This is a genomic window from Dietzia sp. B44, from assembly GCF_014145245.1.
Lineage (GTDB): Bacteria > Actinomycetota > Actinomycetes > Mycobacteriales > Mycobacteriaceae > Dietzia > Dietzia natronolimnaea.
Genome location: NZ_JAALEF010000518.1, coordinates 8,033 through 23,645 on the forward strand (window position 1 = coordinate 8,033; position 15,613 = coordinate 23,645).

At 66.8% G+C, this 15,613-nt stretch carries 10 protein-coding genes and 1 pseudogene; 8 read left to right on the plus strand and 3 right to left on the minus strand.

Going from position 1 to position 15,613, the window contains the following annotated elements; translation table 11 throughout:
• The 3 genes and pseudogenes from G6017_RS17130 to G6017_RS15890 form a co-directional block, all read left to right on the plus strand.
• A pseudogene (locus tag G6017_RS17130) lies at positions 1–485 on the plus strand (DNA-binding protein); the annotation flags it as partial.
• Positions 485–2,092 carry a class I SAM-dependent DNA methyltransferase gene (locus G6017_RS15885; RefSeq protein ID WP_182618223.1) on the plus strand — a complete coding sequence of 536 codons (1,608 nt, stop codon included), beginning with the start codon at positions 485–487 and terminating at the stop codon, positions 2,090–2,092. The pseudogene G6017_RS17130 and the gene G6017_RS15885, both read left to right, overlap by 1 nt.
• A complete protein-coding gene (locus tag G6017_RS15890) occupies positions 2,089–3,369 on the plus strand; it encodes a restriction endonuclease subunit S (protein WP_182618224.1) in 1,281 nt (426 codons plus the stop codon). Before G6017_RS15885 ends, G6017_RS15890 begins: the two co-directional genes overlap by 4 nt.
• Before the next feature lie 117 nt (positions 3,370–3,486).
• Here the strand turns inward: G6017_RS15890 and G6017_RS15895 are convergent, their stop codons facing one another.
• Positions 3,487–5,190, minus strand: a complete 1,704-nt coding sequence (locus tag G6017_RS15895) for an ATP-binding protein (RefSeq protein WP_182618225.1) — start codon at positions 5,188–5,190, stop codon at positions 3,487–3,489.
• Positions 5,191–5,998: 808 nt separating this feature from the next.
• Between G6017_RS15895 and G6017_RS15900 the strand changes: the two genes are divergently transcribed.
• On the plus strand, positions 5,999–9,232 hold the full coding sequence (locus tag G6017_RS15900; RefSeq protein WP_182618227.1) for a type I restriction endonuclease subunit R: 3,234 nt from the start codon (positions 5,999–6,001) through the stop codon (positions 9,230–9,232).
• Between the two features lie 8 nt (positions 9,233–9,240).
• Here the strand turns inward: G6017_RS15900 and G6017_RS15905 are convergent, their stop codons facing one another.
• Complete coding sequence (locus tag G6017_RS15905; RefSeq protein WP_182618229.1) at positions 9,241–10,014, minus strand: SDR family NAD(P)-dependent oxidoreductase; 774 nt, start codon at positions 10,012–10,014, stop codon at positions 9,241–9,243.
• Positions 10,011–11,519: a flavin-containing monooxygenase gene (locus tag G6017_RS15910; protein WP_182618231.1), complete on the minus strand. Its 1,509-nt coding sequence runs from the start codon at positions 11,517–11,519 to the stop codon at positions 10,011–10,013. The genes G6017_RS15905 and G6017_RS15910 overlap by 4 nt, the downstream gene beginning before the upstream one ends.
• 90 nt (positions 11,520–11,609) lie before the next feature.
• Here G6017_RS15910 and G6017_RS15915 point away from each other — a divergent pair, with 90 nt between their 5' ends.
• From G6017_RS15915 to G6017_RS15930, 4 genes are all read left to right on the plus strand, one after another.
• Complete coding sequence (locus G6017_RS15915; RefSeq protein ID WP_179524095.1) at positions 11,610–12,656, plus strand: AraC family transcriptional regulator; 1,047 nt, start codon at positions 11,610–11,612, stop codon at positions 12,654–12,656.
• A 62-nt stretch (positions 12,657–12,718) separates the two neighbouring features.
• Positions 12,719–14,335 (plus strand): AMP-binding protein, encoded by a 1,617-nt coding sequence (locus G6017_RS15920; RefSeq protein ID WP_182618233.1) that lies wholly within the window; start codon positions 12,719–12,721, stop codon positions 14,333–14,335.
• 13 nt (positions 14,336–14,348) lie between these two features.
• On the plus strand, positions 14,349–15,344 hold the full coding sequence (locus G6017_RS15925) for an LLM class flavin-dependent oxidoreductase (RefSeq protein ID WP_182618235.1): 996 nt from the start codon (positions 14,349–14,351) through the stop codon (positions 15,342–15,344).
• A 34-nt stretch (positions 15,345–15,378) separates the two neighbouring features.
• Positions 15,379–15,613, plus strand: a 235-nt coding sequence (locus G6017_RS15930; RefSeq protein WP_524536321.1) for a DoxX-related protein, incomplete at its 3' end; no start/stop codon positions are given.

Consider the following 15,613-nt stretch of genomic DNA (forward strand, 5'->3'; position numbering starts at 1 on the left):
TCGGCCCGGACGAGGTGCGCGGCCAGTGCGCGATCGGGTCGAGGTCGGTCGACCTGGTCGAGTTGGTCCGACGCGCGCCTCGGTTCCGGCTCACGGAGCCGGACGACGTGGTGTTTACGACGACGAGGGGGCCGGCCGCGATCATCGACACAGTCGGCGGCAATGCCGTTCAGGCGCCGGCCCGGATCCTGCGGTGTCTGGAACCGGTCGAGGGATCGCGACGTATTCTTCCCGAGCTCGCGGTTCGAGATATTTCGGCTGCGCGGGGATCGGATTGCCGTTCCTGGCGGCTGCGCACCGTCGTCGTCGACGCCTGTAGCCCTTGGCGCACGGTGGCGGCACGGGCCGCCGAGCATCGGGCACGGCTCCTGGCCGAGTTGAGTGCGCTCGACGACTTGACCATAGAACTTTCCGACGGACTCGCGGCCGGCACCTTGCAGGTCGCCCACCGCGATGATCCACACAGCAACAAGGAGAACGCCTGATGGCGAAAGTGTTGGTTCCGATGCCGATGGAGGCATCGACCCCCAAGGAACTCAAGGACACGCTGTGGAAGGCGGCGGACAAGCTCCGCGGGTCCATGGATGCGTCGCAGTACAAGGACGTCGTGCTGGGGTTGGTGTTTCTCAAGTACGTCTCGGACGCCTTCGAAGAGCGCCGCGACACGATCCGTCAGGAGCTGGCCGGGGAGGACGAGGCCTACCTCGCCGAAACGCTCGAGGACGCCGACGAGTACCTGGGTTCCGGCGTGTTCTGGGTTCCCGCCGAGGCGCGCTGGGAGTACCTCTCGCGGCACGCCAAGGGCATCCCGGCGTCGTCGACCAACGACGCGCAGTCGATCGGTGAGATGATCGACGCCGCGATGCGCGCGTTGATGCAGGCCAACGAGTCGCTGGTGGGCACCCTGCCGGTGTTGTTCGGTCGCGACAATGTCGAGCAGCGTCGACTGGGTGAGCTGGTGGACCTGTTCAACGCGGCGCGCTTCACCGGCGGTGGCGCTTCCAAGGCGCGGGATCTGCTCGGGGAGGTCTACGAGTACTTTCTGGACAAGTTCGCCAAGGCAGAGGGCAAGCGCGGCGGCGAGTTCTACACCCCGCCCGTAGTGGTGCGGACGCTGGTGGAGATTCTCGAACCGCATTCGGGGCGCGTGTACGACCCGTGCTGTGGGTCGGGGGGCATGTTCGTGCAGACGGAGAAGTTCCTCGAGGGGCACAAGGAGGATCCGACCAACGTCGCCGTGTACGGGCAGGAGCTCAACGAGCGCACGTGGCGGATGGCCAAGATGAACCTGGCGATCCACGGGATCGATTCACAGGGCCTCGGCTCGCGGTGGGGTGACACTTTCGCTCGCGATATCCACCCGGATATGCAGGCCGACTACGTGATGGCCAACCCGCCGTTCAACATCAAGGACTGGGCACGTCGCGAGGACGACCCGCGCTGGGTCTACGGCGTGCCGCCCAAGCGCAACGCCAACTACGCGTGGATGCAGCACATCCTGTCCAAGCTGGCGCCGAACGGCGAGGCCGGCGTGGTGATGGCCAACGGGACCATGACCACCTCGACCAGCGGCGAGGGCGACATCCGCAAGGCGATGGTCGAGGGCGACGTGGTGCAGTGCATCGTCGCCCTGCCGGGGCAGCTCTTCCGGGCGACGGGCATCCCGGTGTGCGTGTGGTTCTTCTCGAAGAATAAAGCCGCTGGCACGGGCGGATCGGTGGATCGTCGAGGGCAGGTGCTGTTCATCGACGCCCGCGAGCTCGGCCACATGATCGACCGCGTGGAGCGCACGCTGAGCGAGGAGGACCTGCAGCGCATCGCCGAGACGTTCCGCTCCTGGCGGGGCCGCCCCTCTGCGGTGGGCGAGTACGCGGACGTGGCTGGCTTCTGTAAGTCGGCCACGCTCGAGGAGATCAAGGCCGCCGGCTACGCGCTGACCCCGGGCCGCTACGTGGGCGTCCCCGAGGCGGAAGAGGACGACGAACCGATCGACGAGAAGATTGCGCGGCTCACCGGCGAGCTCACCGCGGCGTTGGACGAGTCGGCCCGTTTGGATGCCGTTGTTCGCGAGCAGTTGGGGAGGCTGGGATGAGCAGGGAAACCAAGACGGGAGGCCGAGATGCGACTACCGCAGTGGTCCCCGGCCGTGGGGTTCTCAGCATCGGCAACCCAGGAACAGAACTTCCGGGCGGATTTTCATGGACGCCATTAAGCGCCCTCGCCCGGCTCGAGTCAGGTCACACACCGCGCCGTTCGAATCCGGAGTACTGGGACGGCGGCATTCCATGGATCGGTATTCGAGACGCGACTGCTAACCATGGCCAGCGCATTGACCAGACCCTCCAGACAATTTCCGAACTTGGATTGGAGAATTCCTCGACCCGGCTGCTTCCGGAGGGCACCGTTTGCCTCTCTAGGACAGCATCAGTCGGCTACGTTCTTCAAATTGATACTTCGATGTGTACAAGCCAAGACTTTGTGAACTGGGTTTGTGGTCCGGAGCTGATTCCAGACTATCTTCGGTATGCATTGGTTTGGGAAGCGGAGAGCATTCGTCAGTGGGCCTACGGCTCCACTCACCGGACTCTCTACTTCCCCGAGGCGAAGGCAATTAATATCGCGTTGCCCTCGCTTGAGGTTCAGCGGGCTACCACGGAGGTCCTCGGTGCGCTGGACGACAAGATCGCCGCCAACCGACGTGTGGTCGATGCAGGTAATGTCTTGATTCGCGCGCTCTACTCCTCAACACCGAAGGCTTCGACGGGGCGCACATTCGCCGATGTTGCTGCTGTTGGAGGCGGCGGGACTCCCTCAACCAAGAATCCACTTTACTGGGATGGTGTTGTCGGCTGGGCAACTCCGACCGATGTCACTGGTGTCGATGGCCCATGGCTTGCCCACACAACCCGGAGAATTAGTGAGGAGGGGCTAAATAACTGCGCGTCACCGCTTTACCCGGAAGGCAGCATCCTGATGACATCGCGTGCGACGATCGGCGCGGTAGCTGTCTCTCGGAAACCAATGGCCGTGAATCAAGGATTCATCGTGCTCAATGCGGTCGAGTCTGAGATGCAATGGTGGCTCGAAAGTCAGGTGCGGGCCCGAACGGCCGAGTTTGAGACCTGGGCGAATGGAGCGACGTTCCTCGAAATTTCCCGCGGCACGTTCAAGAAGTTGCCCGTGCTTGAGTGTTCGCCGGAGGACTTGGAGAGGTTCAACAGGACGGCTCAAGCGGTCCGTGAGCGCCAGTCTTCGTGTCAGGCGGAGAACGACAGGCTCGCTTGCACCCGCGACGAACTGCTGCCCCTGCTCATGAACGGCCGGATCACCGTCAAGGATGCTGAGCGCGCTGCCGAGGATGTGCTTTGAGTGTCTACTCTGCGTTCGTCGGTGTTGTTCCTTGAGCATCAACGACGTCCTATATGCACCACGGACCTAGCAGCACGGTCGAATCCGTTCCGGACACGGCGAGACGGCTCTGGGCGGTTAGCCGGTCGTCGGAGGTTCTTCGACCAGAAGGTACCTGCGGTGCCGACTCTGAGGGGGCGCGGTGGCCCGAACCCGCCCCTCCTCGACAAGTCTCCGCAGAACCGGTCGCAGAGAGCCCCTCGACTTCCCGGTGAGCTCGGACAACTCGGCGATGGAGATGGGGGCCATCGGGGAGAGGGAGTTGAGCACCGCCTCTTCGGTATCCGCCGGCGCGGCTGGAGTCCCGAAAAGAGCAAACTCCTCAGTCCCTATGGGCGTGAGAACTCCTTCTCGGGTGAGGGCGTGCAATGTGTGCCGCGCGTCGTCGGAGTCCATCCCCAACTGATCTCGAGCCGTCGTGACGGTGACACGACCCTCACGCCGGGCGATCGCCAGCAATGCGTCCTCACCACGAGCGAGGTCACGACCGACGGCATCGCGTGCCCAGCGTCGGTGGGCATCAGAATCTGCGCCATGACGGCGAAACTCGACGATGACACTGTCTGGGGTCACAGTGAACTCTGGACTTTCGAGCGAGCGGGCGCGCATTTCATTGCGCATCAACGGCACCCCGCCACCCTGCCCTTCTGCCACCTTCCCGCCGGAACCCAAGGTCGGCACATTCTTCAGCATCTGGAGAAGTGTCTGGTTCCGACATCGGGAGATGCCGTCCCCAATGTTGTCCCTCGTCTTCTGCCAGAGCCCGCCGGGACTGGTGACAGTCACCCGGTCCGGGTAGATGTCGACTGCCACAGCTTGTCCCAAGAACATGGGGTGGTACTCACGGTGCAGCACGGCGTTGCCGATGGCCTCCCGCAGTACTTCTTCGGGAATCTCCAGTTCGTCCGTTCGGCCTACTCCGGTGACAACGGAGTATGTTCTGTGGTTCCTGGCGACGGCGGCTACCGCATCAGACACCACCTCGGACAGTGGTCCCACGCATTCGACTCGGTCAAGAAACCGAAGCTGAGTAGTGGCCGACGCTTTCTCTACAGTCGGATGCACGCTGACGTCGACGTACAGTTGCGGGAAAAACTGCTGTGGGTAATCGCCCACGGTGAGAAGCCCGGCCAATCGCACATGTCCTTCTTTGTCGGTCACATTCAGACGGGCGAGCATTTCGCCGCGCTCCGTCAATCGCCGCACCGCCCTGGCGTTTCCTGGGGCGGTGACCAAGAGGTCGACCAGTTTCGGGTCGAGATCATCAGCAGAGCAGTCCTCGACCAGTGCTCGGTCAGCTTGAGAGATCGTGTGTGCAGTCTGAAGGCTGAAGATCTCACTTCTGCTCAAACGGACGTCGCGATCGTCGATTCGTTTGTAACTGCCGGTTTCAACGCCCTTGCTCTTGATGTAGCACGGTTTAGCGCCGATACCGTTCTCGAGGATCTCGATTGCCAGGATTTGCTGGCCTTCATAGTTGAATCGATTGACGTGATAAGCGGGCGGATTTACCAGTCGAGCGCCCTGCTCGTTACCGTCGCCCATGCCGTCGATGAACTGGCTGCACACCGCGTCTATGCGGAACCCTTCGACAGGCTGGAACCCGAGTTCTTCACTGACGCCGAGAATGATCCAGCCGCCAGCGGTGTTGGCAAACGCGCTGACGGAATCCCAGACGGACTTGCCCAAGGACTCGGCGGCTGCTTTGACCTCGGTCGTTGCGTCGTCAGTGCCTTGCCGGCGAAGTCGATCGATAACAGTCATGAAATCGGACTCATCCATGCTGATCTCCGTCACTGTAGGTCAGTGGTGCTCACTGGAGGTCAGTGTATGTTCCTGAACGTCGATGAATGCAGTGACAACAGTGACGAGGTGAGTCAGCTCCCAGACGTTGCCCAGGGGACGGTTCCCCAGGGTTCGGGTCGCGCGGTGCACTGGCGACCGCTCACAGCCCGGGATTGTTGGGCTGCCGCGTCCCAACGCGCGATTCAGCGGCACCTTAATCCGTCAACGTCAGCGGGTTTCGCGGATCTCTGTGAGATTAGGGGGGTGCCTAAACTAACAAAGTGCAGGTCACGCCTCGGCGGATGGTCCGAAGCGGCCAAGGAACCCGAGCTTGGATGCGTGCGCGACAGAAGCCTTGTAGTTAAGAAAGAAGTAGGCCGCAGAATGAGCCATCTCCGCAGTTCAGGCCTTAATTCGAGACGAAACGGGGAGCGTCAGAAGCGACGCATAAACCAGCAAGACTGGACCATGGGAGGTTCACTGTGAGTCTGAGGTTCAGGGGCGAGGCGCACCAGGCATCGGTCTCGCAGCGGCCCCCATGGTCGACCGGCGGCACCCCGGAGGCGATTCAATGTCTACCCGTCAGTGTTGCTCACTGTAGGTCACTGAACGTCAGTGGTGGTGAGTGCAGTGACGCATACAGTGACGGACCCGCCGCCGGCTTCTCGCTGAACAGCTCGGCCCTGCGTCAGTTGTACGCGCGCTGCAGACCAACTACCGTCGGGGCATACCACCTGCCCCCTCTGGGGGCAGGTTTTTTCATGTCCGACCACGCTTCGCGCTGTTCTGACCTCGGGAGGGCGCGATGACCTACGGCTGGTCCGAAGCCCAAGCCGAGCAGGGGATCCTCGACGCCCTCGCCGAGCGCGAATGGGAACACCGCTCCGGCCCGTCCCTGGCACCCGGTTCGGGGGAGCGCGACTCGTGGCACGACATCGTCCTGCGGGGCACCCTCCTGCAGTCGCTGATCAACCTCAACCCGGACGTGCCCGAGGAATACCTCCAGCAGGCCATGGCCGAGGTGATCACCCCCAAGTCGCAGGACGCCGTAACCGAGAACCACCGAATTCACCATGTCCTGCTCGACGGCTACAAGGGCCTGACCTACATCGACGACGACGGCCGTGAGGTCGCCCCCGTCATTCGCTTCCTGTCCGCCGACGCCTCGCGCAACCGGTACCACGCCGTGGACCAGGTGACCGTCCGTAGCCGCGAACACGAACGACGATTCGACGTGGTGGCCTACGTCAACGGACTGCCGCTCGCGATCTTTGAACTAAAGAAGCCGGGCGCCAAGAACGCCACCGCTGAGCTCGCGTACAACCAGTTGCGCACCTATCTCCACGAATTCCCCATGGCGTTCCGCTTCGCCGTCGTCGTCGTCGCCACCGACGACCTCTCCGCCCGCTACGGCACGCCGTTCACCCCGTGGAACCACTTCGCGCCCTGGAACGTCGACGACGACGGCCGCCGCATCGCCCCCCTCACCACCCTCGACGGCTCCGCGGAACCCATCACCGAACTCGACCTCCTCATCGACGGCGTGTTCAACGTCGAACGCTTCGGCCAACTCCACCGCGACTTCACCGCCTTCGACGCCACCGAGTCCGGCCTGATCAGACGCATCGCCAAACCCCACCAGTACTTCGCCGTCACCAAAGCCGTCGGTGCCACCGTCCGCGCCGTGGACTCCGACGGCCGGGCCGGCGTCGTGTGGCACACCCAGGGCTCCGGCAAGTCCATGGAGATGGAGCTCTACACCGCCAAGATCATGCGGCACCCGCGACTGGCCAACCCCACGGTCATCGTCATCACCGACCGCACCGAGCTGGACTCCCAACTGTTCGACGGCTTCCAGATCTCCGACCTGCTCCCCGAGCAGCCGGTGCAGGTCCGCACCCGCGACGATCTGCGGACACAACTGGCCGACCGCCGCTCCGGCGGCATCTACTTCACCACCCTGCAGAAGTTCGGCCTGAGCAAGTCCGAACGCGACTCCGGAGCAACACACCCGCTGCTCTCGGACCGGCGCAACATCGTCGTCATCGCCGATGAGGCCCACCGCAGTCACTACGACAACCTGGACGGCTACGCCGCGCACCTCAAGAGTGCGTTGCCGCACGCGACCCTCATCGCCTTCACCGGGACCCCCATCACCGAGGGGGAGCGCGACACCCGCCGCGTCTTCGGCGCCGACATCGACGTCTACGACCTGCACCGGGCGGTGGAGGACGGCGCCACGGTCCCCGTGGTCTACGAACCGCGACTGATCAGCCTGGCGCGCCTGCCCGGCGTGGACGACGAGTCGCTCGACGATGCTGCGGAGGAGGCACTGAGCGGCCTCGACGCCGCGGACGCCGAACGACTCCAGCGGGCGGTGGCCAAGCTCGACACCGTCTACGGCGCCCCCGAGCGCATCCGCACCCTGGCCGCCGACCTGGTGACCCACTGGGAAACCCGCCGCGACGCCATGCGGCCCTTCCTGGGTGTCCCGGGCAAGGCGATGATCGTCTGCGCCACCCGATCCATCGCCGCGAACCTGTACCAGGAGATCGTCGCCCTCCGCCCTGACTGGCACTCCGATGCCGACGACACGGGCAAGGTCAAGGTGGTCTACACCGCCGATCCGGGCGACGAGGAGCACGTCACCAGGCATCTCCGGCGTCCGAGTGCGATCGCCGCGGTGAAGCAGCGGGTGAAGAACCCCGACGACGAGCTCGAGTTGATCATCGTCAAGGACATGATGCTCACCGGCTTCGACGCCCCGGCGCTGCACACGCTGTACGTGGACCGGCCGCTCAAGGGGGCGCTGCTCATGCAGACGCTGGCCCGCGTCAACCGCACCCTCCGTGGGAAGCAGGACGGGCTGCTCGTGGGCTACGCGCCGCTCACCGACAACCTGTCCAAGGCATTGGAGGAGTTCACCCGCGAGGCCCCGAAGGGCGGCGACCGGCTCGTCGGCCGCACCTCCGAGGAGGCCGCGCAGATCGTGCTCGACCTGCTCGCAGGCGTGCGTGAGCTCATCGGTGACGAGTGGAAGGCGCAGTGGCACGCCAACGCCAAGACCGGCTGGCGCGATGCGCTCCTCACCGTGGTCACCCGCCTCCGGTCGCCGGGCACACCGGGAAACCGCGACGACGACGACCCGCACGCGCGCCCTCTCGCCGACCGCTTCCGCGACCTGTCATCCAAACTCGCGCGGGCGTGGGCCCTGGCGGCGGGGAACGACGCCCTCGACACGGTCCGGCCCGAGGTGCGGTTCGTCGAAGAGGCCCGGGTCTGGATGCTCAAGCTCGACGCGCAACAAAGGATCGGCGCCGGAGAGCTGGTCCCGGACGAGATCAAGCGCATTCTCGGCGAGCTGATCGTCGACTCCGCCGCGAGCACCGGAGTCGTGGACATCTATCGCGAAGCCGGACTGCCGCTTCCGCGGTTGGACACGCTCACCCCGCAGTGGGTCGAGGAGGCGCAGAAACCCTCCAAGGCGCACCTGGCGATCGAGGCGCTCAAGGCGACGTTGCTGGAGGAGGCCGCGACGGTCACGCACGGCAACGAGGTACGGCGCAGGCTGTTCTCCGAGCGCGTCAACGAGCTGATGGTGCGGTACACCAATCAGCAACTCACGGCCGCCGAGGTGATCGCCGAGCTGGTCGAGCTCGCCAAGGAGGTCAGCGCGGAGGCCGACCGTGGGCAGCGCTTCGAACCGCCGCTGGAGAGCTACGAACTGGCGTTCTACGACGTGGTCGCGCTGAACGAGTCCGCGGTCGACGTCCTCGGCGACGACGTCCTCGCCGAGATCGCCCGCTCGATCGTCGCCACGATGCGTCGCGACATCCGCACCGACTGGACGGTTCGCGAGGACGTCAAAGCCAAGCTCCGCGCATCGGTCAAGCGGAGCCTGCGCAAACACGGCTACCCGCCGGACCAGCAGCCCGAGGCCATCCAGCAGGTCATGCAGCAGATGGAAGCCCTGGCGCCGCGCTACGCGGAGGAGATGGGACAATCTGTCACACATCGATCCCCGATAGTGCCGCTCTGAAAGGCTTCTTAGCCCCGCCGCTCGGCCACCCGTCCGATGAGGCGGGTTCCCGCGAGGAACGGAACCCGGGTGAACCGCTTGGAGTACCAGGTGAGTGTGCTCAGTGCGTCGGGGGTGATGACGAGGCGCCTGGCGTTGATGCCGCGGATGGACCGTGCGGCGACCTTCTCCGACGTGAGAGGCGTCTTGGACAGCAGCATCCGGGCGGTCTGGTCAGCTCTCGGATCATCCCCGGACAGTGAGTCTGCAAGGCCCGACCGGAAGAAGAGTGGGCAGATGACGGATGTGCTGATGCCGCGGGGCCTGAGTTCGGCATCGAGGGTTTCCGCCAACGCGACCGCCGCCGCCTTGGTCGCGTTGTAGGCGCCCATCTGGGGCGCGTGCACCAGACCTGCGGCGGAGGCGGTGATGACCACCCGGCCGCCTCGCCCGAGCTTCGGGACCAGCGTCTTGCACCCGCGGACCACGCCGAGCAGATTGATGTCCACGATGCGCTGCCAGCTCTCCATCGAGGTGGAGTCCAGCCTGCCGCCGACCGCGATGCCGGCGTTGTTGATGAGGATGTCGAGCCTGTCGACGGCGAGCGCGGCGGCGGCCCAGTCGTCATCGTTGGTCACGTCGAGCGTGAGGTAGCTCCACTGGCCGCTGAGTCCGCGCACCGCTGGTGGCGTCTCGGCATGGAGGTCGGTGAGGATGACCTCGTCGCCTGCGGCCAGGTACTCGCGGGCGAGCGCCAGTCCCAGCCCCGAGGCGGCGCCGGTGATGAAGACGCGGCGGGTCATCGGACGGCCTCCTGCGGGATCTGCGCGTCGAACGCCATGTCGCGACGCTGGTCACCGAAGGTCAGCTCGGGGATCTCGGCGAGGTAGTTCTGTACATATGTCCAGGGGCGGGCGGTGCCCTGTCGGGGAAACTTGTGCACCCCGCGTTGCACGTAGCCGGCGTCGAGGTCCAGGAGCGGGCGATCGCCCTTCACCTCGGGAGGGATCGGCGCGTAGATCTTCTCCCCGTTCCTCTCGCCCGCGCGCCACAGCTTGACCATGTAGCGGGAGACCATGTCCGCCCGCAGGGTCCAGGAGGCGTTGACGTACCCCACGGTGAAGCTGAAGTTGGGCACGCCGGCGAGCATCATGCCGCGGTAGGTGGTCAGGTCGGCGGGCTCGAGCTCGCGGCCGTCGATGCTCAGGGTTCCGCCGCCGAACGCCTCGAGTTCCAGGCCGGTGGCGGAGACGATGACGTCCGCCTCGAGCTCCACGCCCGAATCCAGGCGGATACCGCGTTCGGTGAACGTGTCGATGTGTCCGGTCACCACGCGCGCGCCCCGTTGCATCGCCCGGAAGATGTCCCCGTCGGGGGCTTTGCACACCCGCTGGTCCCAGGGCTTGTACGACGGGGTGAAGTGCTCGGCGATCTGCTCGCGGGAGATGTAGCGGCGTTGCAGGAGCCGCAGCCCCTGGGTGAAGGCCCAGGGGAACCGCTGAGCGACGAGATACTGGACCATGTCGCGAGCGCCGTGGGTGAAACGGGCGGCGCGGTACGCCGGTTGTGCCGGCAGCACGCGTTGCCACACGGCGCTGATGATGTCCTTCTCGGGGAGCGGGGCGACGTAGCTCGGGGTCCGCTGGAGCATCGTGACGTCGGCGCCGAGGTTCTCCAGGGCCGGGACGAGGGTGACGGCGGTGGCTCCGGAACCGATCACGATGAACTTCCGCCCCGCGTAGTCGACGCCTTCGGGCCATAACTGGGGGTGGATGATCTCGCCGGCGAACTCCTGTTCGCCCGGGAAGTCGGGTCGGAAGCCCTGGGAGTGCGAGTAGTAGCCGGACCCGTAGTGGACGCGGCGGGCCCACACCGTGCGCTCGGTGGAGCTCCCGCCCTCCGCCCGGACGCTCGTGACCTTCCACAGGCCCTTCTCGCTCTGCCAGTCCGCGTTCTGTATCCAGGACCCCAGATGCAGGCGCTCGAGGACCCCGCAGTCACGGGCGGTGTCGCGGATGTACTCCTTGATCTCCTCACCCTGCCCGAGCGTCGAGGAGTGAGGCCAGGGGCGGAACGGGAACCCGAACGTGGCCATGTCCGAGTCCGACCGGATCCCCGGGTAGCGGAAGGTGTTCCAGGTGCCGCCCAGGTCGTCCTGCGCGTCGTGGACCTCCCACGACCAGTGGGGGAACGTGGTGGAGACGTGGTGGGCCAGGTCGATGCCGGAGATGCCGGCGCCGACGATCAGGAGGTCCAGCGGGTTCTCGGGTGCGCCGGCCGGTGGGCGGCGGTCAGCAGAGGCTGTCATGCGGAGGACGATAGTCCCGATCCCGCCGAACAAGTTGCCGAAACGCGCCAAGAGGTTGCTCTATCGCGCCATGTGGCGGAGAGTTCTGAGGTGGCATACGTCAGATCGGCAGGCCTGAGGGGCGTCAGGGCGGTGATCGATGCGCTGGGTGGCGACGCCGACGACCTGGCCCGGCGCAGTGGGCTGCCGGGCGGCGCCCTCGACAGCGACGAGATCCTGGTGCAGGATCTCGCGATCGGCTTCCTCCTCGAGACGGCGGCCGTCGAGTTGCGCTGCCCCGACTTCGGCCTGCGGGTGGCGTTGCGTCAGGACCTCGGTCTGCTCGGCCCCGTGGCCGCGGCCATCAGGCACGCCCCGACCACCACCCGGGCGTTGGAGATGACCTCCAAGTACCTGTTCTTCCACGCCCGGTCGCTCGAGATCACGGTCGTCCCGGATCCGGAGGCGGACCCCGGTGTGCTGGGGGTGCGGTTCGGTTACCGGGACGACGCGGCCGCGCTGCCGCCCCAGGCGGTCGACATGGTCCTGCTCTTCCTGCACCGGTCCATGCTCGCCCTCCTCGGGGGGGAGTACGGACTGCTGTCGGTCGAGCTCCCGAACCCGCTCAACACGGTGCCCGCTCGCTACCGGGAGCTGTTCTCCGCCCCGGCGAGGCCACTCGCGTCGGCCGCGATGCTCCGCGTCCCCGCCGCGCTCCTCGGCCGGGAGATCACGGGCGGCGACCTGATGGCCCACGAGCTGGCTCTGAGCTATCTGGAACAGCACGGTCCCGCACGGGACCAGACGTACGCCGAGCGGACCAGGACCCTGCTCCTGCGGTCCCTCGACACGGGGACCTCGACCCTCGGCGACGTCGCCGCACTCCTCTCGGTCTCGCCGCGGACCCTGCAGCGGCACCTCACCGGTGAGGGCACGTCCTTCTCCGGGATCCGGGACGAGGTGCGGCGCGATGTGGCCGCCCGATTGTTGGCCACCACCGAGATCCCCCTCTACCAGATCGCCTCGGCCCTGGCCCTCGACGACGTGACGACGTTCAGTCAGTACGCGCGCCGGTGGTGGGGGGTCACGGCCAGGCAGTTCAGGGCCGACAGGAGGGGTCCGGGCGCCGTGGGTCGGCCCGCGATCGAACTTTCCTGACGAGTGTCAGCTGGACTCGCTATGATCCAGATCACACCGCCCCTGCGTCCCCGAGGACCCCCATGGCCGACACCGTTCGCGAACAACTCCGCCGTCACGCCGACTCCGACTCCCCGGCGATCCGCTACGAGGACCTGACCATCTCCTGGCGCGAGTACATCTCGGCCGCCGACCGTCGCGCCGGAGCACTCGACGCGATGCTCGACGACTCCCGACCCCGGCACGTGGGCACGCTCCTGGAGAACACCCCGGAGATGCTCTACGCGCTCGCCGCGGGCGCTCTCGGCGGCGTCGTCATCGCGGGTATCAACGCGACTCGTCGCGGTGAGGGGCTGGCCCGCGACATCAGGCGGGCGGACTGTCAGGTCCTGCTCACCGACTCCCAGCTCGCGCCCCTGCTCGACGGGCTGGACCTGGGCGATGTCAGTGTCATCGACACGGACTCCGACGAGTGGGCGGCCACGGTCGCAGCGTCGGAGCCCCCGGCCGATCCCCCGGTGGCCGATGCCGGCGACCCGTTCATGCTCATCTTCACCTCGGGGACGTCCGGGGACCCGAAAGCGGTGCAGGTCGGCAACTTCACGGTCACCATGTCGGGCGAGGCGCTCGCTCCGTCCTTCGAGCTGACCTCCGAGGACGTGCTGTACCTGTCCATGCCGCTGTTCCACTCCAACGCCATCATGAGTGGCTTCTCGCCCGCGATCGCCGTGGGCGCCACCATGGTGCTCGCCCGACGCTTCAGTGCGACCCGCTTCGGCGACGACATCCGCAGGTACGGGGTCACGTACATGAACTACGTGGGGAAACCGCTCGCGTACATCCTCGACACCCCGGCTCGCCCCGACGACGCGGAGACCACCCTGCGCGCGGCCTTCGGGAACGAGGCCGCGGCCAAGGACATCCCCGCGTTCGCCGAGCGGTTCGGCTGCACCGTGCGGGACGCCTACGGCTCCACCGAACTCGCGATCATCGTCGTCCGGACCGAGAACTCGCCGCTCGAGTCCATCGGCGAACCGTTCCCGGGGGTCGCGGTGTACGACCCGGTGACGGTCACCGAGTGTCCCCGCGCGATCTTCGACGACACCGGTGCGGTGGCCAATCTCGACGAGTGTGTGGGCGAGCTGGTCAACACCGAGGGAGCCGGCTTCTTCGCCGGCTACTACAACAACGAGCAGGCCACGTCCGATCGCATGCGGGACGGGATGTACTGGTCCGGCGATCTGGCCTACCGCGACGCGGACGGCAACGTGTACATGGCCGGTCGCAGCGGGGACTGGCTGCGGGTCGACGGGGAGAACATGGCCGCCGGGATCGTCGAGGAGATCCTCCTCCGGCATCCCGCGGTCTCCCGCGTGGCGGTGTACGGGCTGCCCGACCCCCGCGGCGTCGGCGACCAGCTCGCCGCGGCCGTGGTGGTCCGGCACGACAGCGAGCTCGAGCCCGCCGGGTTCGAGGAGTTCCTGGCCTCCCAGCCCGATCTCTCTCCCAAGGCGTGGCCGCGCTGGGTCCGGGTCTCCGATGCGCTCCCCACCACGGCGACCAACAAGATCCTCAAGAGAGCCCTGGTCGAGGACGGGGTCGGTGGCACCGCCGGCGGTGCCGACACCTGGTGGGAGCGGGAGGAGCGAGGCACGTCCTACTCGATCCTCGCCGACTCCCGCGCGGGTACCGCGGTCTGATGGACCGCGCCTGATGGTCTACGTCGTCACCCGCTTCGACTTCCGGGCGCCCGGCGCGGACGCGGCCGAGCGCCGGGACCGCTACCGGGCGGCCCTCGCCATGGCCAGGTACGCGGAGGAGTCGGGCCAGGACGCCGTCAACCTCTCCGAGCACCACGGCTCCGAGGACGACTATCTCCCGTCGCCGCTCATCGCTGCGGCGGCGGTGGCCGCGGTGACCGAGCGGATCCAGATCGCGGTGTGGGCCCTGCTCGCGCCGCTGTACGACCCGGTCCGGCTGGCCGAGGACATCGCGGTCCTCGACCACGTGGCGTCCGGGCGGGTGAGCTTCACCTTCGGGCTCGGCTACCGACCGGTCGAATACGCGATGCACTCCCGGGACTGGAAGGGGCGTGGGGCACGGCTGGAACAGCAGTTGGAGACGATGCTCGCGGCGTGGGCGGGGGAGCCTGTCGGCGACGATCCGGTCGACGGTTCGCCTCGGTCGCGCGTGACACCGAGACCATTCTCGGATCCGCACCCGCTGATCTTCCTCGGCGGCGCAGGCGCGGCCGCCCGTCGGGCCGGGCGCCTGGGCATGCATTACCAACCGCAGGTCAACGATCCGGAGCTCGCCGAGTTGTACCGGGCCGAGTGTCGCGCGAACGGGCATGAGCCCGGCCTCGTGGTGACCCCGGTCTCTGGTCCCGCCGCGGTATTCTGCGCGCAGGATCTCGACGAGTTCTGGGAGAGGTACGGCGGGTACCTCCTCGCCGACGCGGAGGCCTACCGTGCCTGGCAGACGGCCTCCGGTCGCAACTCCTTCGTCCACTCCGACGCCCGCTCGGTCGAGGACCTGCGCGCCGAGGGGGTGTACCTGGTGGCCACCCCGGACCAGCTCGTCGAGCGGGTCCGGTCTCGCGAACTGGGCCTGATCGCGGGCCACCCGATGTGCGGCGGGATGCCGATCGACGCCGCGTGGGAGTCGTTGCGACTGCTCGGGGAACGAGTGCTGCCGCACGTTCGGTGAGAACGCCGGGATCGGGGTCCGTAGTCTCGGGCGAATGGGAAACGACACGGCACTCAACGACACGGCACACGCCGTCCGGTACTGGTCCATGCCTGCCGCGCTGGGGGCGATGGGCGCGCTGCACTTCGTGGCGCCCCGACCCTTCGACGGGCTCATCCCGCCGGAGCTGCCGGGGAGCGCCCGGGCGTGGACCTACGGGTCCGGCGTCGCTGAGATGGCCGTGGCGGCACTGTTGGCCGTGCCCCGGACCCGGGCCCTGGGCGGGGCGG